The following is a 16,809-nucleotide window of genomic DNA, read 5'->3' on the forward strand; positions in this document are numbered from 1 at the left end:
CGGCTGGCGCGAGAGAACGGGAGCAAACAAAAATAAGGGTATTGGGAACGGTATGTGCCGACATGGACGACATGAGGCTCGAAAAATCCGTCACCTTGAACTCCATTGGCGGCAGAAGATTTAAGCCCCCACCCAACTGTACGGTACCCGGAAATTTGGTGTACAACGAAATCTTGGGTACTCGCCGAGTCCTCCAGCACAAGCTACCACCGCATGGTTCAATAGGTGCCACCTGACTATTTTGCGCACGCCCGTGGGCGGAGGGGGAGAGTGCAAACGACGCCCAAAATGTGTCGCGAGGCTATCATCACTAGCCTGTCATTGCCGCATTATGCCAGCCCCTGCGACAAGGTGGCAGCATGAGGACCATTGCCAAGGTGCCCAAAACATATTAATATATGTGAACGATACTACGTGAATAGTGTAAACACTTATCAAGCTTTCTTAGACAGTAAAGCGATTGGCATTAATATTTTAAGGGATTTCACTGTGTATAATAAATTGTATGCTCATGCAAAAAGGTGAGAACTCTCCATCATCTGTCTCTTGCGAGATAGGCTAAAACAGTGGAACAAATCAGGTGACGTAATGGCTAAAAATACGCTTGAAAAGATACTCTATGGCAATGCCTGCATTTTGGCTGCCACTATTTTTTGGGGGGTCAATTATCCTTTTACAAAGGCATTAATTCCTGACTTTATGAGTTCGGAAGGAGTAGCCGCATTCAGAGTTCTGGGCGCCTGCCTGTTGTTCTGGCTCAGCTCTTTATTCATCAAGAATGATAAAATTGAAAAAAGAGATTTTATAAAAATTATTATCGGGGGCGCATTTGGGCTCTTTGGCTGTATTTATCTTTTTGTAATCGCCCTAAATTATGGGAGTGCTATCGATATAGCGATAATAATGACCTTACAGCCGGCATTTGTCATGCTCATAGAGGTTATTTTTTTACATCGCAGGCCTGACTTACCAGAGTATGCTGGGCTTGCCATTTCTTTTGTGGGGGCGGCCCTTGTGATTTTGACAGATCATACTGCAACAGTCCATGCGAATAACCTTTTGCTTGGAGATTTTTTTGCCGTCTGTGCTGGTGTGTGCTTTGCTATTTATCTGGTAATTTTGCAAAAGCCTACTCAAAAGTATAAGCCCATATCTCTCTTGCGCTGGGTATTTTTATTCGCGGCGCTCCCCGGCCTTTTTCTAGTGCCGGCCCTACCTGAAATGGCCATTTGGAAATCCGATATGGTGGTTCCTTGGCTTGAAATCGCGTTTATTGTTCTGTGCCCCACCTTTTTCGCATATCTTCTTGTGCAACCTGCCAGCAAGGCAATCGGATCTGTTCTTGTGGCACTTTACCAGTATCTGACACCTGTTGTGGCTGCTCTTGCGGCAATCTGGATGGGGGTCGATCACTTACGTTGGGCGCAGGCTGTAGCAATGCTGGTTATAATTGTGGGAATGCTCTTAACAAATTGGGGTAAATCTCGAAAAAATGCGTGATGTTACTCTGGGGCTGGGGTAATATCCCAGTTTGATATGGGCTCTTTCACGTGCTGCTGGGATAAAAGTCACAACAGCAGTGCTGTACGGCCGAGCCGTCTACGAATGACGCCGCCCAGGAAGCGCTGGACAGGGCGCAGGCCGACAACGCGCTGACGGAAGCGGCCGAGGCCTCCTCGCCCCGCTCATGGCCGAACTGGAGGCCGGTCTTTCCCCGGAGGCCCTTGAGGCGCGCCTGGGCGAACTCTATCCGCAGATGGACGCAAGCCAGCTTGCCGACATTCTGGCGCGCGCCCTGTTTGTGGCGGAAGTCTGGGGCCGCATCCATGCTCAATAAGCCCGGAGCCCGCCCGGGCGTGGACCTCTCCGTGGCCATGGGCCTGCCTCCGCGCGAGGCCATCCACTATTTCGAGAGCAAGGGCCTCAAGATTTCTTTCCGCTGGCAGGAAGTCTGGCGCGAGGCCCACGCCCGCAGCTTTACCGTGGCGGGCGTCACCCGCCTGGACCTTCTGGCCGACATCCAGCGCGCCACGGCGGACGCCATTGCCGAGGGGCAGACGGCCGCGCAGTTCCGCAAGGCGCTCACGGCCACGCTCAAGCGCAAGGGCTGGTGGGGCAAGGGCGAGATCAAGAACCCCGAGACCGGGGAGGTGCGCATCGGCGAGCGCGGCTCTCCGGCGCGCCTCAACCTCATTTACCGGCAAAATCTCCAGGGCGCCTACAACGCGGGCCGTTACCAGCAGCAGGAGGAATTTTCCCGGGCCGCGCCCTACTGGCGCTATATGGCGGTCATGGACGCGCGCACGCGGCCAAGCCACGCGGCCATGCACGGCCGCGTCTATCGGTGGGACGATCCAATCTGGGGCACGCTCTACCCGCCCAACGGCTGGAATTGCCGTTGCCGCGTGGAGACGCTTTCCGAGCGTGCCTTCCGGCGCGGCGGCTACACGCTGGAAAGCGGGGAGGGGGAAGAGGTCGAGAAAGGTGTGCCCATCCGCAACCCGCTGACAGGCACGCCGGAAATGCGGCCCGTCAAGGGCTGCAAGGTGGGTGACGGAAATGTCTTTTTTCCGGACGCCGGCTTTGACTACAATCCAGGCCAGACCTTTTTGCGGGACCTGAAGGCCAATATGCCGGAGCCGCCCCAGACGCAGGCAACGAACTGGAAGGCGCTCGGGCTTCCCCGCCTGCGGGACGTGCCCGTCGAAGAACGCCTGCCCATGCCCGCGCTCCTTCCTAAAGCCGCCACCAGAGAGGGGGCAGAGCAAATTCTGGCAACTGCCCTGGGCTTTACGGGGGCCGCGCGCTTGCTCACAGTTACGACGCCCCTGGGCAAGCGCACACTATGGCGCGATAAACTTGCTCATATAGTGATGAAGGAGGCGGATGCGAGGGAACGGTATGCCAACTTTGTGCTCCCCACACTCCACTCCCCCTATGAAATTTGGTTAAAGGAGCATGAGGACGGCAAGTTGAGGGAAAACTATGTGGGGCTTTTCCAAACGGGGAAAAATGCCTTTCTTGTGGTGATACGCATAAATCGTGATGGCTCGCTGCTGTGGAATATGATGCAGCGGGACATCAAGGGGCTGGACAGCATGAGGTGCGGCTGGCTGGTTTTTAAAAAGAAAAGCTGACGTGCGGTCAGTCACCAGAGCCAACTTGACGGCATTGCTCCAGTCTTTCAGGCAGATATGGCCCCGTCAGGCATCTGCTTTCGCGCACACGTCAGCCTTCTTTAAAAAAGAGAATAAGCATGGTCACTATCAAAGTCAATCTGGATACCCGGGAACTGCGGGACGCCCTGGGGCGTGTGGTCGATGCCATGCAGGATACCACGCCCCTCACGCGGGACCTGGCGCAGGTTATGGCCGAGGCCACGGACCGCGCCTTTGAAAGCGAAACCGACCCCGTCACTGGCGCAAAATGGGTGAAGCTCAACCCGGACTATGAGGCGCAGCTTTCCCCGCGCGGGTTCACTGGCACCATGCTCCAGCGGCACGGCCACCTCAAGAGCAGCATCCGGCTCGAGGCCGGCCACCTCTACGCCCGCATCGGGAGCAACCTGCTCTACGCGGCCATCCATCAATTCGGGGGCATCACGCGCCCGCATATCATTCGCCCCAAAGACAAGAGGGCGCTGGCCTTCCGGCGGAATGGCAAACTCTACCTGCGGGGCAAGGTCTGCCACCCCGGCAGCGAGATACCGCGCCGCCGCTTCCTGGGCATTGGCCCGCAAGACCGACAGGACATGAAAGAGATCATCGTGGACTACCTGCGGGAGGCGTTTTCCGCAAAGAAATAAAATCGCCCCTGCGCCGCGTTTTGGCCCTCGCCTGGCCTTGGCTCCGCGCCCGCGCCCTTCCGCAAAATCTAACGCCCCTCTAACGGCCTTCTCGCGGGTGTTCCGCCTTTTCCCTCAAAGCTCCTCGCAAGGCCACCCCCCAAAAAGTAAAAGCAGCGCTGGCACCGGCCAGCCTTTTTTGTGGCGAAGGCCCTGCTACAAGCAGGGCATGGCAACCTCCACCACCGTTGACTCCCTTCTCGTCAAGGCGGCGCACTTGGCGCCCCTCCCGCCCGAGGCCCCCGGAGCTTCCGGCGTCCCCCCCGCCGCGCAACCTGGGCGCATCCAGCTCTTCCCGGCCGGCCATTTTGTCGCGCGCGATGGCCGGCCGGGATGTCTCAAGGGCGTTTCCGCCACCAGCTTCCGGCTCGGGCCGGAGGATATGGTGGCGGTCATCACCCGCTGGAAGATTCGCGCCACGCCGCTGGTGGTGGACTACGAGCACCAGACGCAGCACAGCGCCGAAAACGGCCAGCCCGCGCCCGCCGCCGGCTGGATCACGCAGCTTGAGGCCGCTGGCTCCGGCCTCTACGCCACCGTGGAATGGACGGCCCGCGCCCGCGAGCACATCCGCGCGGGCGAATACCGCTACATCTCGCCCACCTTCAGCTTTGACCGCAAAACCGGGGCCGTGCTGGAACTCCACAGCGCGGCCCTCACCAATACCCCGGCCCTCGACGGCATGGACGCCGCCAGCGCCAGGCTCCAGGCGTTACGACGCAGGAAGTTACGCATGGAGACAGCAACTGGTTACTGCGAAGGGGAGTCAGAGGAACCACTGTCGGTATCCGTAAGCAGGCAGAGCCTGCCAACGGCTACCGCAACTTCTACCAATGAGGATGCAACGATGGACAAACTGCTCGCCGCCCTGCGCGTGCTCCTGGGCCTGCCGGACCTGAACAGCCCCGAACAGGCCGCCGAGGCGCTCGCAAAGCACCTGCCGCAAGCCAACCTCGTGGCCCTGCTCCAGAGCAAGGACGATGCCCTCACGGCCGCGCAGGGAGAGCTTGCCGAGGCCAAGGCCGCCCCGCCGGACCCGGCGCTCTATGTGACGCTTTCCACCTTCCAGGCCGTACAGGCCGAGGCAGCAAACCTGCGCGCCGCCGTTTCGAGGCTTGAGGCCGAAAAGGCGGCCGCCGGCCTTGAGGAGGAGATAGCGGCGGCCCTCAAGGACGGGCGCCTCGCCGCCGCCGCCGAGACCTGGGCGCGCGACCTTTCCCGCAGCAATCCCGAGGCCCTGCGCGCCTTCCTCAAGGCCGCGCCGCCCGTGGCCGCGCTGGCGGGCACACAATCGGGGGGCAACGCTCCCAAGGATACGCCCGGGGGCGCCCTCGAGGCCGAGGAGGCTTACGTCTGCGCCCAGCTCGGCATGACGCACGAGGAATACATCAACGCCAAGGCCACGGAGGAGAAGTAAATGGCTATCGTCAACAACGCGCTCGTTTCCGCCCTGCGCCCGGGCTTTTCCGCCGCCTTCGCGCGCGGCAAGGCCAAGGCCCCCAGCCAGTGGCAGCTTATCGCCACCAGGATGGCGAGCGCCAACAAGAGCACCACTTACGGCTGGCTGGGGCAGTTCCCCAAGCTCTCCGAATGGGTGGGAAGCCGCTCGGTCAAGAACATGGCCGAGCACGGCTACAGCATCGTGAACAATCTCTACGAGGGCACCGTGGGCGTGAAGCGCACGGACATCGAGGACGACAACCTCGGCATCTACACGCCCCTCTTTGAGGAAATGGGCTACGCCACGGCCACACACCCGGACGAGCTCGTGTTCGCGCTGCTCGGCAAGGGCGTCTCCACGGAGTGCTACGACGGGCAGAATTTCTTTGACACCGACCACCCGGTTTATCCCGATGTGGACGGCACCACGGGCACGCCCGAAACCGTGAGCAACCTCATCGACCCGGCCCCGGCCAAGGAGGGCGAAAGCGCCACGCCGCTCACGCCCTGGTATCTGCTGGACGTTTCGCGCCCGCTCAAGCCGCTCATCTTCCAGGAGCGCACGGCCCCGGAAATGACCAGCCAGACGGACGCGCGCACCGACAACGTCTTCATGGCCGACGAATACCGCTACGGCGTGCGCTACCGCTGCAACGCGGGCTTTGGCTTCTGGCAGCAGGCCATCTGCGTGCGCGACAGCCTGAACCAGGCCAACTTCCTCAAGGCCCGCACCCTCATGCAGTCCTTCCGGGCCGACGGCGGCCGCCCCCTGGGCCTCGGCCGTGGCGGCAAGGCCGGCACCCTGCTCGTGGTGCCCGCGTCGCTCGAGGCCGACGCCATCAAGCTGGTGGATCTCCAGCTCATCAACGGCGGCGAGAGCAACCCCTGCTACAACATGGCCACCATCGTCAACTGCGCGTGGCTGTAGGAGGAGTGTGTGATGCGTATCCATGTCAAGGCCCGTCCCCCGTTGGCGCGGCGCTGCCGCTGCGGCTACTGCTTCGATGCCGAAGGGCAGGAGCTGGTGGTCTCGGAGCGGGAACTGGCCGCGCTTACGGCCGACCCCAAGCTCGTGGTGACGGTGCTCGAGGCCCCCGAGGCCCAGCCCGACCCCGAAGGTGAGGCGGCATAAATGACGCCCATGCCTGACGCCCTGCCGCCGGTGGCCGTGCTTCCCGAGTCGCCGCCCTATGGCAGCGTGGCGACCCTGCTCGCGCACTTCGGCCGGGACGAGCTCCTCCAGCTCGCCCCGGCCCAGGGCGGAGAAGGCCCGGAGCTGGAGGAAGGTCAAGAAGAGGAACTGGACGAGGCCCTCCTGCTCCGGGCGCTCCGCCGCGCGAGCCGCGAGGCGGACAGCTGCCTCGCCACGCGCTACAGGGTGCCGCTCACCCCGGCTACGGGCGAGGACGGCGCGCGCGTCCTCGGCGCCTTGAGGCCCTTTGTCTGGCAGCAATGGCTCCCGGACTGGGAGCGCGTTTACGGGCTGCCCGGCCCCTGTACCCGTGGCGGCCAGCTCTTGCAGGTGCGCATGGCGCTCCTGGCCCTGGCCTTTCAGGAGCGCGGCGGCATCTCGCGCCGCTGGCTCAAGCGCTATGCGCTTCTGGCGGGCTATGAGGTGGATATTGCGGGCTTCCGTCCTTTCAGGGCCGGCCACTCGCAAGCGGGCGACCCGCTCACCAACGGCCTCTGGATTTTCGCCTTTCAGGTGACAGCCCGGGGCGACGTGGCGCGCGTGTTCAAGGGCGGCCAAAGCCCGGCCGGCGACGCCCTGCGCCACTGGGGCGACCCCATCCTCGAGTGCGTCATCGCCTGGCGCAAGCCAGCCCACGCCATTGCCATCATTTCTTACGCTACGGAGGCCCCATGCACCGCATAGACTGCCCCACGGCCACGCCCGACAACAAATTCACCGAAGGCGACCCCACCATCCCCGTCGCCGCCACAACCGTCACGGCCGACTGGCTCAACGCCGTGCAGGAGGAGCTTTGCGCGGTCATTGCCGGCGCGGAACTCTCGCTGGACAAGGCAAACAATACCCAACTCCTGCAAGCCCTGCACAAAATCCTCGACCTTCGCGCCCCCTTGGCAACGCTCCTCCGGGCGGGCCTCATGCAGCCGGACGGCAAGACCACAACGGTGGACGAGGCGGGCCTGCTCTCGGCCCTCGGCGGCAACCTGCTGCTCAACAGCGAGCAGTGGATCACCGAAAGCGGCACCTTCAAGGCGCCGATGGAGGGCTGGTATGCGGTCTTGTGCATCGACGGCGGCAGCGGCGGCTTGTACAACATTCCCTTTAGTGGGCTGGCTGGCGGCAATTCGGGCGCCGTGTACTCCGGCATGGTGTATCTCAAGAAGGGGGAGAGCGTCGAAATCACTGTCGGTGCGGGAGGCCTGGGCGCCACAACTTCCCAGGGCTACGGACTCATAAACGGCGGCAAGACGAAATTTGGCGACTTCGGGCTTGCCTGCATACGGGGAAGTATCCCCGCTCACCATACGCCGTCTTACGGCGCCAACCTGCCGTCGGGTTTTAATTACATCTATGCCGTGGGCGGTGGTCCCGGCGGAGGTGGCCCCTCGCAATGGCAATCGGATGATACGCAGCAAACGATAAATGCCAAGAATGATGCCTTCTTTTTTGGCGGGGGCGGTGGCGCGACCTTGAGCTACCTCAAGCAATACGCTGTGGGCGCGGGCAAGCAGGGCGTTGTCCTTATGCGCTGGCATGACCCGACGAAAGCCGCAGGCCCCCAGCCCGCGCCCGCGCTGCTCTCGGCCCCGCGCATGGCGCCGCGGGCCAGTAGCGCGCCTGTCACCGTCAACCTGTATGACCCCGCAACCGGGCAACGCTCGGTGTGGCGTGAGGAGGATGCCCCGGCCAAACTCGCCGAGGGCCTGATCACCGAGGACGCGTGGCAGGCAATCTGCGCCCAAAACGGCGCCGAGGATTATGCGGCGTGGCTCGCCAGCCCAGGCACCGAGGCCGAGCGCTTCAGCCTGCTTCAACAGGCATGCGCGGCCAAACTTGCGGAGACCGACAAGCTGACCCTGCCGGACTATCCCATTTCAGATGAGACGCGGGCCGAAGTGAACGCCTACCGCAAGGCCATCCGGGAACTGAATCACCAGCCGGGCGCGCCCTGGGACGGCGGGGGCGAGGCCACGCCGTGGCCGGAAGAGCCTGCGGTGACGAAAATGCAGGAGTCCCAATGATCCCCCGTGGCCTGCCGTTTTGGGGGGCCGAGTGCCCCGTTTGCGGGCATTCCTTGCGCTTTGTACTGATTGCTGGCGCCTCATGCTGGTCTGCCCGTGCTGCGGATTTACACGCCGCTGATTTTGCTATTTGACAATCGCAGAGGGCTTTAAGGAACCTTTGGCAGAGGCGGGGGCCCTTCGACGGCCTGCCATCGGACTCGAAATATGCCAGACAGGCTGGAACTTCTGGCCCCTGTTTGAGCCGCATCACTATCTAAGGCCAACCCACATGGTCGCGGCGACCTGCTATGTGGCTTTTATCGGAGGCGTCCCTGTGGCGCATCTTGCCGTAAGCACCTGCCAAGGGGACATCGAGGCCCGGGCTGCGCGGCTCGTCGTGCTCCCGGACTGGCAGGGCATAGGCATCGGGACGGCATTTCTCAACGAGGTGTGCCGCATGTGGCGCGCGGGAGAAAACCGCTTTGGCAAGCCCATGCCCACGCTTTTCAACACTTCACACCCCGGGCTGTGCCGCGCCTTGCGCCGCTCGGCGCTCTGGACACAAGTGTCGGCCCTCCTGCACGGGAGCAACAAAGCGCGCAGCGCACGGTCCATTACCAATTCACGGAAGCGCTCGGGCAGCATTGCAACGCTTGGCAAAGGCTGGGGCTATGGCGGCCACTTCCGCGCCATCCAGGGCTTCCGCTACCTAGGAGAAAAGCAGGAGGTCTAAAAAAACAAAAAAAACCGCCAGGCCATTTTTCCGCCCGGCGGTTTTTTGCAGCTCAACTTGTGCCATTCTATCCGCAAAACAGTGCCAACTTGCGTGTGCAGCGACACGTAGCGCCGGGCTTTATAGCGACCCGGACGCGATCCTGAGCGCCCTTGGCGAAAGTGGTATTGGGCAGGCGGCAAGTATGCTGCTGGAAAAGAAAATGCCCCACGGCGAGGGTCGCCATGAGGCATTTGTAACCAGAACCGTGTAACCACCTCGGTTCTGTAACCAAAGAGTCGGTGTAACCCTTTGAAATTCTTTGGCGTCACCAACGGGATTTGAACCCGTCTTAGCGGCTTGAGAGGCCGCCGTCCTAACCGGATAGACGATGGTGACAGCGCTTTATTTCTATCGGTTGAGGCAGGATTCGTCAAGAGATATTTTTAGGAGGCCATCAGGTGGATTATTTTCTTGTTGTATGGGGCCGGTGCCGTCAGCGCTTGCGGACTTCGGCGTCATGGGCGGCCGGTGCGCCATCGACAAAAAGCCAGAAGAGGGCGGCACGTTCCACGGGCTTGAGCTCGCCACCCGGCCCCTTGAGCGGGGGGCCGTCGGTCAGAGCCTCGCAGCCCCACCAGCCGGGCTGGGCGAGCAGGAAGGAAAATTCGCCGGCTGTATTGCTCACCGCGGCCAGGTCTTCATGCCAGGGAGTAGGCGTCACGGCTCCGTCCGCATTGATGCGGACCATCCTCACCTTGGCGTCTGCAAGCGGTTTGCCGTCCAGAAGGATGCGCCCTGAAAAGAGCGCCGGGGCATGCAGGCCAAAGGGACGCGTGAGGGGCAGGATTTCGAAGCCTTGGCCGGCCGGTTCATTCCAGCCCCGGTCCACGCCATGCACCGGGAGCACCATGGTGGCCTGATGGCGCAAAAATGTTTGCCGCTCTTCGTCCCACCAGGGGCGCCCCTCCACGATGAACTGGTACAGGCCCGGCTTGTCGAGTGCCACATTGGCACCCCAGGCCTTTTGGTCGAGATAGCGGATTTCTTCCACGTCCCCCAGCAGGTCGCGCCGCTCGGGCTGCGCGCCACCGTGCTCTGCCGCGGGGTCGGCATCATGCCGCAGCACAGCAAAAAGCTGCGGCATGTCCACCTCAACACCGGCATGGAGGAAAGGACGCATCATGGAAAGAAGAATATCGACCTCTTCCGGCTCGGCGGCCGCGGCAGTGGAGTCACCTGATGCCTTGGCTGGGGCAGTATTTTTTTCAGCAGTCGACCCGCCGCCCTTGGCCGTAGCAGTGTTGGGCGCCGGGGTGGCGCGCTTGCTCACGACAGGACGGCTCGGCACCAGCAGGGTGAGCGGCGCGTCCGCCCATGCAGGGACGCCTGCCAGAGAAAACAGCGCGCACAGCGCCGCCAGTGCCGCCCGGCGCCCGTGCCTCAACCACAAGAAAACTAGGATGGCGCGCATGTTGTGTGCCCTCTTTGCTACGCCTTGGCCGCCACTGTCGGCCCATCTACGGGAAAAGACGCTATCAAAAAGCCTTTCTCCTGTCATGTGGCGCGTCCGCCGGCTCGCCGAAATTTTTCGTAAACAGCGGCTTTCGCTGCGAAGCGTCCCTGTCAGCACCCACGGCTTCTTCAGGCAGCCATCTTCGGCGTCCGCGCAACGGCAAGGACGCATACCTCTGCAGCCCCGGCCTCGAGCAGCGTTCGCGTCGCCTCGCGCAAGGTGCTCCCCGTTGTCATCACATCGTCAATAAGCCAGAGGCGCAGCCCGGCCACGGACGCGTCGGCGCCGAAGACGCCGCGCACATTGACGGGTCGCTCCGCGGCATTGAGGGATGCCTGCGGCGCGCTGTCCTGTTTGCGGAAAAGAAGATCCGTTCTTAACGGGATGCGTGTGGCCGCGTGGAGCGCACGGGCAATTTCATGCGCCTGGTTGAAACCTCGCCTGAGCAGGTGGGCCGGATGCTGGGGCATCCCCACGAGAACGTCGGGGGCCGGCAAGCACGCGGCGGCGTTTTCAAGCCACGCGGCGAGCAGCCGCGCGAGTGCCAGGTCACCGCCGAACTTGAACCGCAGGATAAGCTCCCTGAGGGCGCCCTTGTATAGCCCATGATAGGCCAATGCGTGCCATGGCGGCCGCGCGGTGAGGCACGCGCCGCAAGGCGTGCTGGCTGTTCCGCCAGTGTCTGTCGCCGCTCCCGGATAGGGAAAACCGCAGTGCGGACAGCGGGCGCCGGTGTAGGGAGCCAGAAGCGGCCGGCATTCTGGACAGAGGGGCAGGGGATTCTGGAATGCTTCTGCTGAAGAGCGCGAAAAGGGCTGCTGGCAGACGCAACAGCGGATCTCGTCCAGCCCCAGGGCACCAAGCCAGCGGCGAAGGCTCCCGAAGCTCATTGCGGAGGGACGTGATGCTGCTTTTTTTCAGCGTCCGCCAGGCAGCGCCCCCAGCTGCGTCCCCACTCGCGCAGGCCAGACAAGTCCTGTGGGCGGCCACAGATGTCTTCACGTCGGTCGAGCCCGCGGAAAACGCGATTTTCTGCCAGATGCGCGCCCAAGGCGCCCGCGAACCAGGCAAGCGTGCGCAACGCGCCGGAAAAGAGCTCCTCGCCGCGCGGGCGCGCAGCGGCAAGTGCCGCAAGCACGGGCTTCTCCCCAGCGTGGGGCGGAGTGGGGGAATCGGCTGCCCGGATTCCTGCGGCTCGGGCAGCCCAAAAGCGCTGGCCCCTGTCAATCCATGCCTTGAACGGGGCTGGCAGGGCATAAAAATAGATGGGCGAAGCCAAGAGCACCAGCGGCGCTTCCGCAAAACGCGCGAACAGCCACTCCGCTTCGTCCCTCCCGGCGAGGGCACAGGCGTGCGGCGGCTGGGCGCAAGCGGCGCATCCTGTGCACGGCTCGACGGGATGCGCGCGCAACGGCACGCGGGAAGCCGGGCAGCCGCCCTCCTCGAGGCCGGCGGCAAACGTCTCGGCCAGCAGGTCCGAAACCCCGTCCGCATGCGGACTGCACATGAGGACGAGCGCCGCTCTCACTCCTCGAACTCGCCGCAGAAAGGGTTGTGGCGCCGTTCATCGCCGATGGTGGTGGCCGGGCCGTGGCCCGGATACACGGTCACGTCATCGGGCAGGCGGAACAGGGTATCCCGGATGGAGCGCAGCAACTGGTCCTGGCTGCCGCCCGGGAAGTCCGTCCTGCCCATGGAGCGGTAAAACAGCGCATCCCCGGTGAAAACCGCCTTTTCCGCCGGAAAGTAGAGGGAAACGCCGCCCGGCGTGTGGCCCGGCGTTTCGAGGACGAGGCACTTCATGCCGCCGAACTGCGTCTTGCCAAGGGGCATGGGCACACTGGCAAAGGGTGTTACCGGCGGCATGCCCCAGATGCCCCCCATGCCGGACTCGGTGTTGGCGATCACGTCATCCCCAGCCGGTGAATAGACCGTGGCGCCCGTTGCCGCGGCGAGGGCGGCCACGCCGTACACATGGTCAAAATGCCGGTGCGTGAGGCAGATGGCCTCCAGCGAGAGCTTGTGGGCCGCGAGATATTCAAGGATGGGCGCGGGGTCACCCCCCACGTCGATGGCGACCGCGTTCGGCCCCACGTTCAGGATATAGCTGTTGGTGCCGAGCGGGCCGAGAGGGAAGGTGGCGATGGGCATTATGACATCCTTTTTATAAAGAAAAGGTTTGTGGCGACGCGCCCTCATGGGGCTCTACGGGCAACGGATGCTACCGCAGGGCTGGCCCGGCGGCAAGCCCGGGCGCCGCTGGTGATGGCAGCGCTTCCAGCGTGCGCGGCCTTTCGCCGCGGCCGTGCGCGGATTGCTCTTGACGCCCCCCAATGCGTGGCTACAATGCCTGGGGGGGAGGCCATCAGGCGGCCCGGGCAAGCCAAAGGAGCGCGCGTGAGCGAAACGACCATTACCGAGCATCGGCTGCAACCGTATTTTGACATCGAAGAATTCATGGGCCTGTGCCAGGAAAAGCGCCTCGGCGGCGCTGTGCTGGAACGGCTCCTCGGCAAGTGGGAGGCATGGCAGCCCTTGCTCAAGGCCGCTCAGGTGAAGTCGGGCTCATCCTCGTGGCTCGCCGTGTGGCTGCCTGAAGAGGTGGAGACCGCCGTGGACGAGACATGGGCGCAATCGGCTTCGGAGGGCTTCCAGCTCAACGCGCTTGCCCAATATCTCTGCATGAGCGCCATCCAGGATGTGTTGCCCCAGGTGGCTGCCGGCGGGTGCGCGCCCTCGCCGAAGCCTTCCCCGGAGCTGCGAACCGCCCTCGCCGGGCTGGGCCTGCCCTATAAGGACGAGGATTCCAGCGCGCTCGGGCGCCGCTATGCGGTGCTCACCTATTATCCGTTCAAGGGCGGCTGCGAGGTGTGTTACATGCGGCCGCAGTGCCCCAAGGGGCAGGGGCGGGGCGAAAATGCCACCGTCGTCCTGCCGGGCTATGAGCGCAACGGGGACAGCGCCTGAAGCCGTGCCGGGGCCACGCGGATGCAGAAAGAGCTGCGGTGCCGTCCCGGGGACGCCGCATTTTTGAGGAGTGCGCCGGGCTGCGCTCAGCGGCCTTCCATGACCAGGGTGCGCCGCGTTCCGTCAGGCGCCCGCACCACCACTTCGATGGTGCGTGAATTGCGGGCCACGCTTTCCACAAGGCAGGTCTGCGTGGTGTCCGAATCATAAGAGCGCACATCCACGGTTTCCCCGGCACTGGGCAGCCTATCGGGCGTCAGTTCAACGAGGTCGGTGCTGTCGGCGTCAAAGCCGTCCCACGCGGCGGCCGCCTGCGGCAGGAGCAGGCAGCCCACGAGCAGCACCACTGGGAAGAAATGGTTCATACCGCGTGGTGTAAATCCATTTTGCCGTCTTGGCAATATGCCCGGCGCGTGTGCGGCTGGCCGGTCACAAAAGGGCGGCGCGCCCGGTCCGGGGGCGTCACCCCTTTGCAGGAGCAACATGATCGCCTATCTTGAAGGCCGGCTCGGCGAAGCCTGGGGGAATGCCTGCCTCGTCATCACCGAGGCAGGCGTCGGCTATGCCCTGGCCCTCCCGGCGCACACCTTCGCCGCATTGCCGGCTGCGGGCGGCCAGGTGGCCTTCTATACTTTTCTCTGCGTGCGCGAAGATGCGCTGGAGCTTTTTGGCTTCGCTACCTTTGAGGAGCGCCAGACCTTCGAGACCCTGCTCTCCATCTCCAAGGTGGGCGCGCGCACGGCCTTGGGCATCCTCTCCACCTTCCGGCCGGCCGAGTTGCGCCGGCTGGTACAGGAAGATGATGTGCTCGCGCTCACGCAGGTCACGGGCATCGGCAAAAAAACGGCGCAGCATATTTTTCTGGAGCTCAAGTACAAGCTCAAGACCGACGCTGCGCCGCAGGCGGTCATACTGGCGCCGGACGGCAGGCCAGGCTCCGTGTTTCGCGATGCCCTCGCCGGGCTCGCGAACCTGGGCTATTCGGAAGGGGAGTGCGGCCCGCTGCTCCGGGAGATACTCCATGACGAGCCCGACCTCGATGTGACGGGCGCGTTGCGCGCGGCCCTCAAGGCCCTGGCGAAGGGGAAGGCATGATGGAGGCTTTCGGCGAAATGAGGGGCGGCATGCCCGCCGCCAGCGCCGACGACAGCGTGCGGCCGCGCAGCCTGGACGACTTCATCGGCCAGGATGAACTGCGCGCCAACCTGCGCGTGTTCATCGATGCCGCCCGCGAGCGCGGCAAGGCGCTGGACCATACCCTCTTTTATGGCAATCCGGGGCTCGGCAAGACGACCCTCGCGCAGATCATGGCCTCCGAACTCGGGGTCAACCTTGTCTGCACCTCCGGCCCCGTGCTGGAGCGCAGCGGAGACCTTGCGGCCATCCTCACTAATCTCTCGCGGCACGACATCCTCTTTGTGGACGAGATCCACCGCATGCCCGTGGCGGTGGAAGAGGTGTTGTACCCGGCCATGGAGGATTTCAAGCTCGATCTTGTCATCGGCCAGGGGCCAGCGGCCCGCACGGTCAAGATTGACCTCGAGCCCTTTACCCTGGCCGGGGCCACCACGCGCATGGGGCTCATTTCTTCCCCGCTGCGCGACAGGTTCGGTATCGTGGCGCGGCTCGAATACTACCAGCCGGCGGACCTTGCGCGCATCGTCAGCCGCTCGGCCCGCATCCTCGGCGTGCCCATCACGCCCGACGGCGCGGAAGAGATCGGTCGCCGCTCCCGCGGGACGCCGCGCATCGCCAATCGCCTCCTGCGCCGCGTGCGCGACTTCGCCTTGGTGCATGGCAGCGGCAGGATCACCGCGGCCGAAGCAGGGGAGGCGCTTGCGCGCATGGATGTGGACGAGCTGGGCCTCGACCAGATGGACCGCAAGCTCCTTGAGGTCATCATCACCCATTATGACGGCGGCCCCGTGGGCGTAAAAACGCTGGCCGCCGCCTGTTCGGAGGAGGTGCGCACCATCGAGGACATCTACGAGCCCTATCTCATTCAGTGCGGCTTCCTCAAGCGCACCCAGCGCGGGCGCATGGCCACGGCGCGCGCCTACCGGCACCTGAAGCTGCTGCTTTCCTGAACCGCTTTTCTCTCTCGCCAGACGCAAAGAGGGCCGGAATTCCGGCCCTCTCGCATATCCATGGCGGGCAAGGCCCGCGACGTTCCGGTTGCTACCAGCGGCGGCTCTGCTCATGGCCGACGATGCCGCCGGCCAGCGCGCCCACACCGGCGCCCGCCAGGGCGCCCCAGCCGGCCATGCCGCCTGAAATGGCGGCGATGCCCGCTCCGCCGAGGGCGCCCAGCGCCGCGCCGCTGGCAACACCCTGCTGGGTGCGGCTCATATTGGTGCAGCCAATGCCGGAGGCGAAAACCACGGCCATGATGCCAATGATCAGTGCTTTTTTCATATCTGGCTCCTGATGGGCCGGCCCGGGCCGGCCGCATGAAGGGGGTGTTTACTTCTTGGCGGCAAGGCGCGGCGCGATGAGCTCATACCAGATGACGCTCATGACCGGCCGCTGCAGATCCTTGGGATGGGCCGCATACCATTCGTCGATCATCTTGATGGCGTCGGCGCGCGAAACGTTGGCAAAGGCCTCCATCCAGCCCTTTTCAAAGGGCGAGAGGGTGTAGACGGGCTTTTTGCCGGCCTTGGTGGCATTTTCCGCCATCTTGGCGTTGACGAAATATTCCACCGTCACGGCCGAGTCGATGCCGAACAGATAGGCTTTCTTGTCGGACTCGGAGGTATTGACCCAGATTTCCCCGGTGAACTGGTCGACGGGGTTGCCGGCGGCGTTCATGGCTGGGGCAGCCGCGCTGCTATCGGCCGGGGCCGGGGCCGCGGCCTGCGCGGCGGCGCATGTCAGGGCGAGAACCAGTGCCAGACCAAGGCGCAAAAGCGATTTTTTCACACGAGGCTCCTTTGCGTTATCTCGACGGCCGCACAGCGGCTGCCGGCGGCGGGAGCGCGCGCTCCTGAAACGAGTATAGCCGGAACTTCCTTGAACAATCAAGGTTTTTCCGTGCCGGAACCATTCACCGGCACGGCACGGGAGTCTACTCCACGGGGCGCTAGCTTGCAGGGGGCGCCTCCCACCCCTGTTGCCCCTTTGACGCCCCGCGGC

General features: G+C 63.6%; 20 protein-coding genes and 1 tRNA gene. 13 read left to right on the top strand and 8 right to left on the bottom strand.

Features of this window, described 5'->3' with window-relative positions:
* The first annotated feature begins 588 nt into the window (after positions 1-588).
* The 10 genes from G7Y54_RS02760 to G7Y54_RS02805 all read left to right on the top strand — a co-directional run bounded on the left by G7Y54_RS02760 (position 589) and on the right by G7Y54_RS02805 (position 9,212).
* Positions 589-1,500 (top strand): DMT family transporter, encoded by a 912-nt coding sequence (locus G7Y54_RS02760; RefSeq protein ID WP_165076961.1) that lies wholly within the window; start codon positions 589-591, stop codon positions 1,498-1,500.
* 187 nt (positions 1,501-1,687) lie between these two features.
* Entirely contained in the window at positions 1,688-1,837 is a 150-nt protein-coding gene (locus G7Y54_RS02765) for a DUF935 family protein (protein WP_165076963.1), read from the top strand.
* A complete protein-coding gene (locus G7Y54_RS02770; protein ID WP_165076967.1) occupies positions 1,827-3,137 on the top strand; it encodes a phage minor head protein in 1,311 nt (436 codons plus the stop codon). Before G7Y54_RS02765 ends, G7Y54_RS02770 begins: the two co-directional genes overlap by 11 nt.
* A 119-nt stretch (positions 3,138-3,256) precedes the next feature.
* Positions 3,257-3,805 carry a phage virion morphogenesis protein gene (locus G7Y54_RS02775; RefSeq protein WP_165076971.1) on the top strand — a complete coding sequence of 183 codons (549 nt, stop codon included), beginning with the start codon at positions 3,257-3,259 and terminating at the stop codon, positions 3,803-3,805.
* Positions 3,806-4,013: 208 nt separating this feature from the next.
* Positions 4,014-5,261, top strand: a complete 1,248-nt coding sequence (locus G7Y54_RS02780) for a phage protease (protein ID WP_165076974.1) — start codon at positions 4,014-4,016, stop codon at positions 5,259-5,261.
* Complete coding sequence (locus tag G7Y54_RS02785) at positions 5,262-6,212, top strand: Mu-like prophage major head subunit gpT family protein (protein WP_165076977.1); 951 nt, start codon at positions 5,262-5,264, stop codon at positions 6,210-6,212. It begins immediately after the preceding gene.
* A 12-nt stretch (positions 6,213-6,224) separates the two neighbouring features.
* Positions 6,225-6,416: an HI1506-related protein gene (locus tag G7Y54_RS02790; RefSeq protein WP_165076981.1), complete on the top strand. Its 192-nt coding sequence runs from the start codon at positions 6,225-6,227 to the stop codon at positions 6,414-6,416.
* Positions 6,417-7,160 (top strand): putative phage tail protein, encoded by a 744-nt coding sequence (locus tag G7Y54_RS02795; RefSeq protein WP_241159337.1) that lies wholly within the window; start codon positions 6,417-6,419, stop codon positions 7,158-7,160.
* Positions 7,148-8,497 (top strand): phage tail assembly chaperone, encoded by a 1,350-nt coding sequence (locus tag G7Y54_RS02800; protein ID WP_165076985.1) that lies wholly within the window; start codon positions 7,148-7,150, stop codon positions 8,495-8,497. The genes G7Y54_RS02795 and G7Y54_RS02800 overlap by 13 nt, the downstream gene beginning before the upstream one ends.
* A gap of 271 nt (positions 8,498-8,768) precedes the next feature.
* Positions 8,769-9,212 (top strand): GNAT family N-acetyltransferase, encoded by a 444-nt coding sequence (locus tag G7Y54_RS02805; RefSeq protein WP_346773624.1) that lies wholly within the window; start codon positions 8,769-8,771, stop codon positions 9,210-9,212.
* 302 nt (positions 9,213-9,514) lie between these two features.
* Here G7Y54_RS02805 and G7Y54_RS02810 read toward each other — a convergent pair.
* The 5 genes from G7Y54_RS02810 to G7Y54_RS02830 form a co-directional block, all read right to left on the bottom strand.
* A tRNA-Glu gene (locus G7Y54_RS02810) sits at positions 9,515-9,590 on the bottom strand.
* A gap of 97 nt (positions 9,591-9,687) precedes the next feature.
* Positions 9,688-10,878, bottom strand: coding sequence for a DUF4198 domain-containing protein (locus tag G7Y54_RS12530; protein ID WP_346773625.1), 1,191 nt, complete (start codon positions 10,876-10,878; stop codon positions 9,688-9,690).
* The gene (locus tag G7Y54_RS12535) at positions 10,836-11,324 is read right to left on the bottom strand and encodes a phosphoribosyltransferase family protein (RefSeq protein ID WP_241159339.1); all 489 of its coding nucleotides are present in this window, start codon (positions 11,322-11,324) and stop codon (positions 10,836-10,838) included. The genes G7Y54_RS12530 and G7Y54_RS12535 overlap by 43 nt, the downstream gene beginning before the upstream one ends.
* A 269-nt stretch (positions 11,325-11,593) precedes the next feature.
* Positions 11,594-12,214: a flavodoxin family protein gene (locus G7Y54_RS02825; protein WP_241159340.1), complete on the bottom strand. Its 621-nt coding sequence runs from the start codon at positions 12,212-12,214 to the stop codon at positions 11,594-11,596.
* 17 nt (positions 12,215-12,231) lie between these two features.
* On the bottom strand, positions 12,232-12,858 hold the full coding sequence (locus tag G7Y54_RS02830; protein WP_165077004.1) for an MBL fold metallo-hydrolase: 627 nt from the start codon (positions 12,856-12,858) through the stop codon (positions 12,232-12,234).
* Between the two features lie 246 nt (positions 12,859-13,104).
* Here G7Y54_RS02830 and G7Y54_RS02835 point away from each other — a divergent pair, with 246 nt between their 5' ends.
* A complete protein-coding gene (locus G7Y54_RS02835) occupies positions 13,105-13,674 on the top strand; it encodes a hypothetical protein (protein WP_206214875.1) in 570 nt (189 codons plus the stop codon).
* An 86-nt stretch (positions 13,675-13,760) separates the two neighbouring features.
* Here G7Y54_RS02835 and G7Y54_RS02840 read toward each other — a convergent pair whose 3' ends face one another.
* A complete protein-coding gene (locus G7Y54_RS02840) occupies positions 13,761-14,039 on the bottom strand; it encodes a DUF5334 family protein (protein WP_165077006.1) in 279 nt (92 codons plus the stop codon).
* A gap of 118 nt (positions 14,040-14,157) precedes the next feature.
* Here G7Y54_RS02840 and ruvA point away from each other — a divergent pair, with 118 nt between their 5' ends.
* On the top strand, positions 14,158-14,769 hold the full coding sequence (ruvA, locus tag G7Y54_RS02845) for a Holliday junction branch migration protein RuvA (protein ID WP_165077008.1): 612 nt from the start codon (positions 14,158-14,160) through the stop codon (positions 14,767-14,769).
* 29 nt (positions 14,770-14,798) lie between these two features.
* Positions 14,799-15,761, top strand: a complete 963-nt coding sequence (gene ruvB / locus G7Y54_RS02850; RefSeq protein ID WP_165077010.1) for a Holliday junction branch migration DNA helicase RuvB — start codon at positions 14,799-14,801, stop codon at positions 15,759-15,761.
* A gap of 91 nt (positions 15,762-15,852) precedes the next feature.
* On the opposite strand, the gene G7Y54_RS02855 is transcribed toward ruvB, so the two are convergent.
* Positions 15,853-16,089, bottom strand: a complete 237-nt coding sequence (locus G7Y54_RS02855; RefSeq protein WP_165077012.1) for a glycine zipper domain-containing protein — start codon at positions 16,087-16,089, stop codon at positions 15,853-15,855.
* Between the two features lie 48 nt (positions 16,090-16,137).
* Positions 16,138-16,596: a hypothetical protein gene (locus G7Y54_RS02860; protein WP_165077014.1), complete on the bottom strand. Its 459-nt coding sequence runs from the start codon at positions 16,594-16,596 to the stop codon at positions 16,138-16,140.
* Between the last annotated feature and the right edge of the window lie 213 nt (positions 16,597-16,809).

Origin of the sequence: Desulfovibrio sp. ZJ746 (genome assembly GCF_011039155.1) — a bacterium.
Taxonomy (GTDB): Bacteria; Desulfobacterota; Desulfovibrionia; order Desulfovibrionales; family Desulfovibrionaceae; genus Desulfovibrio.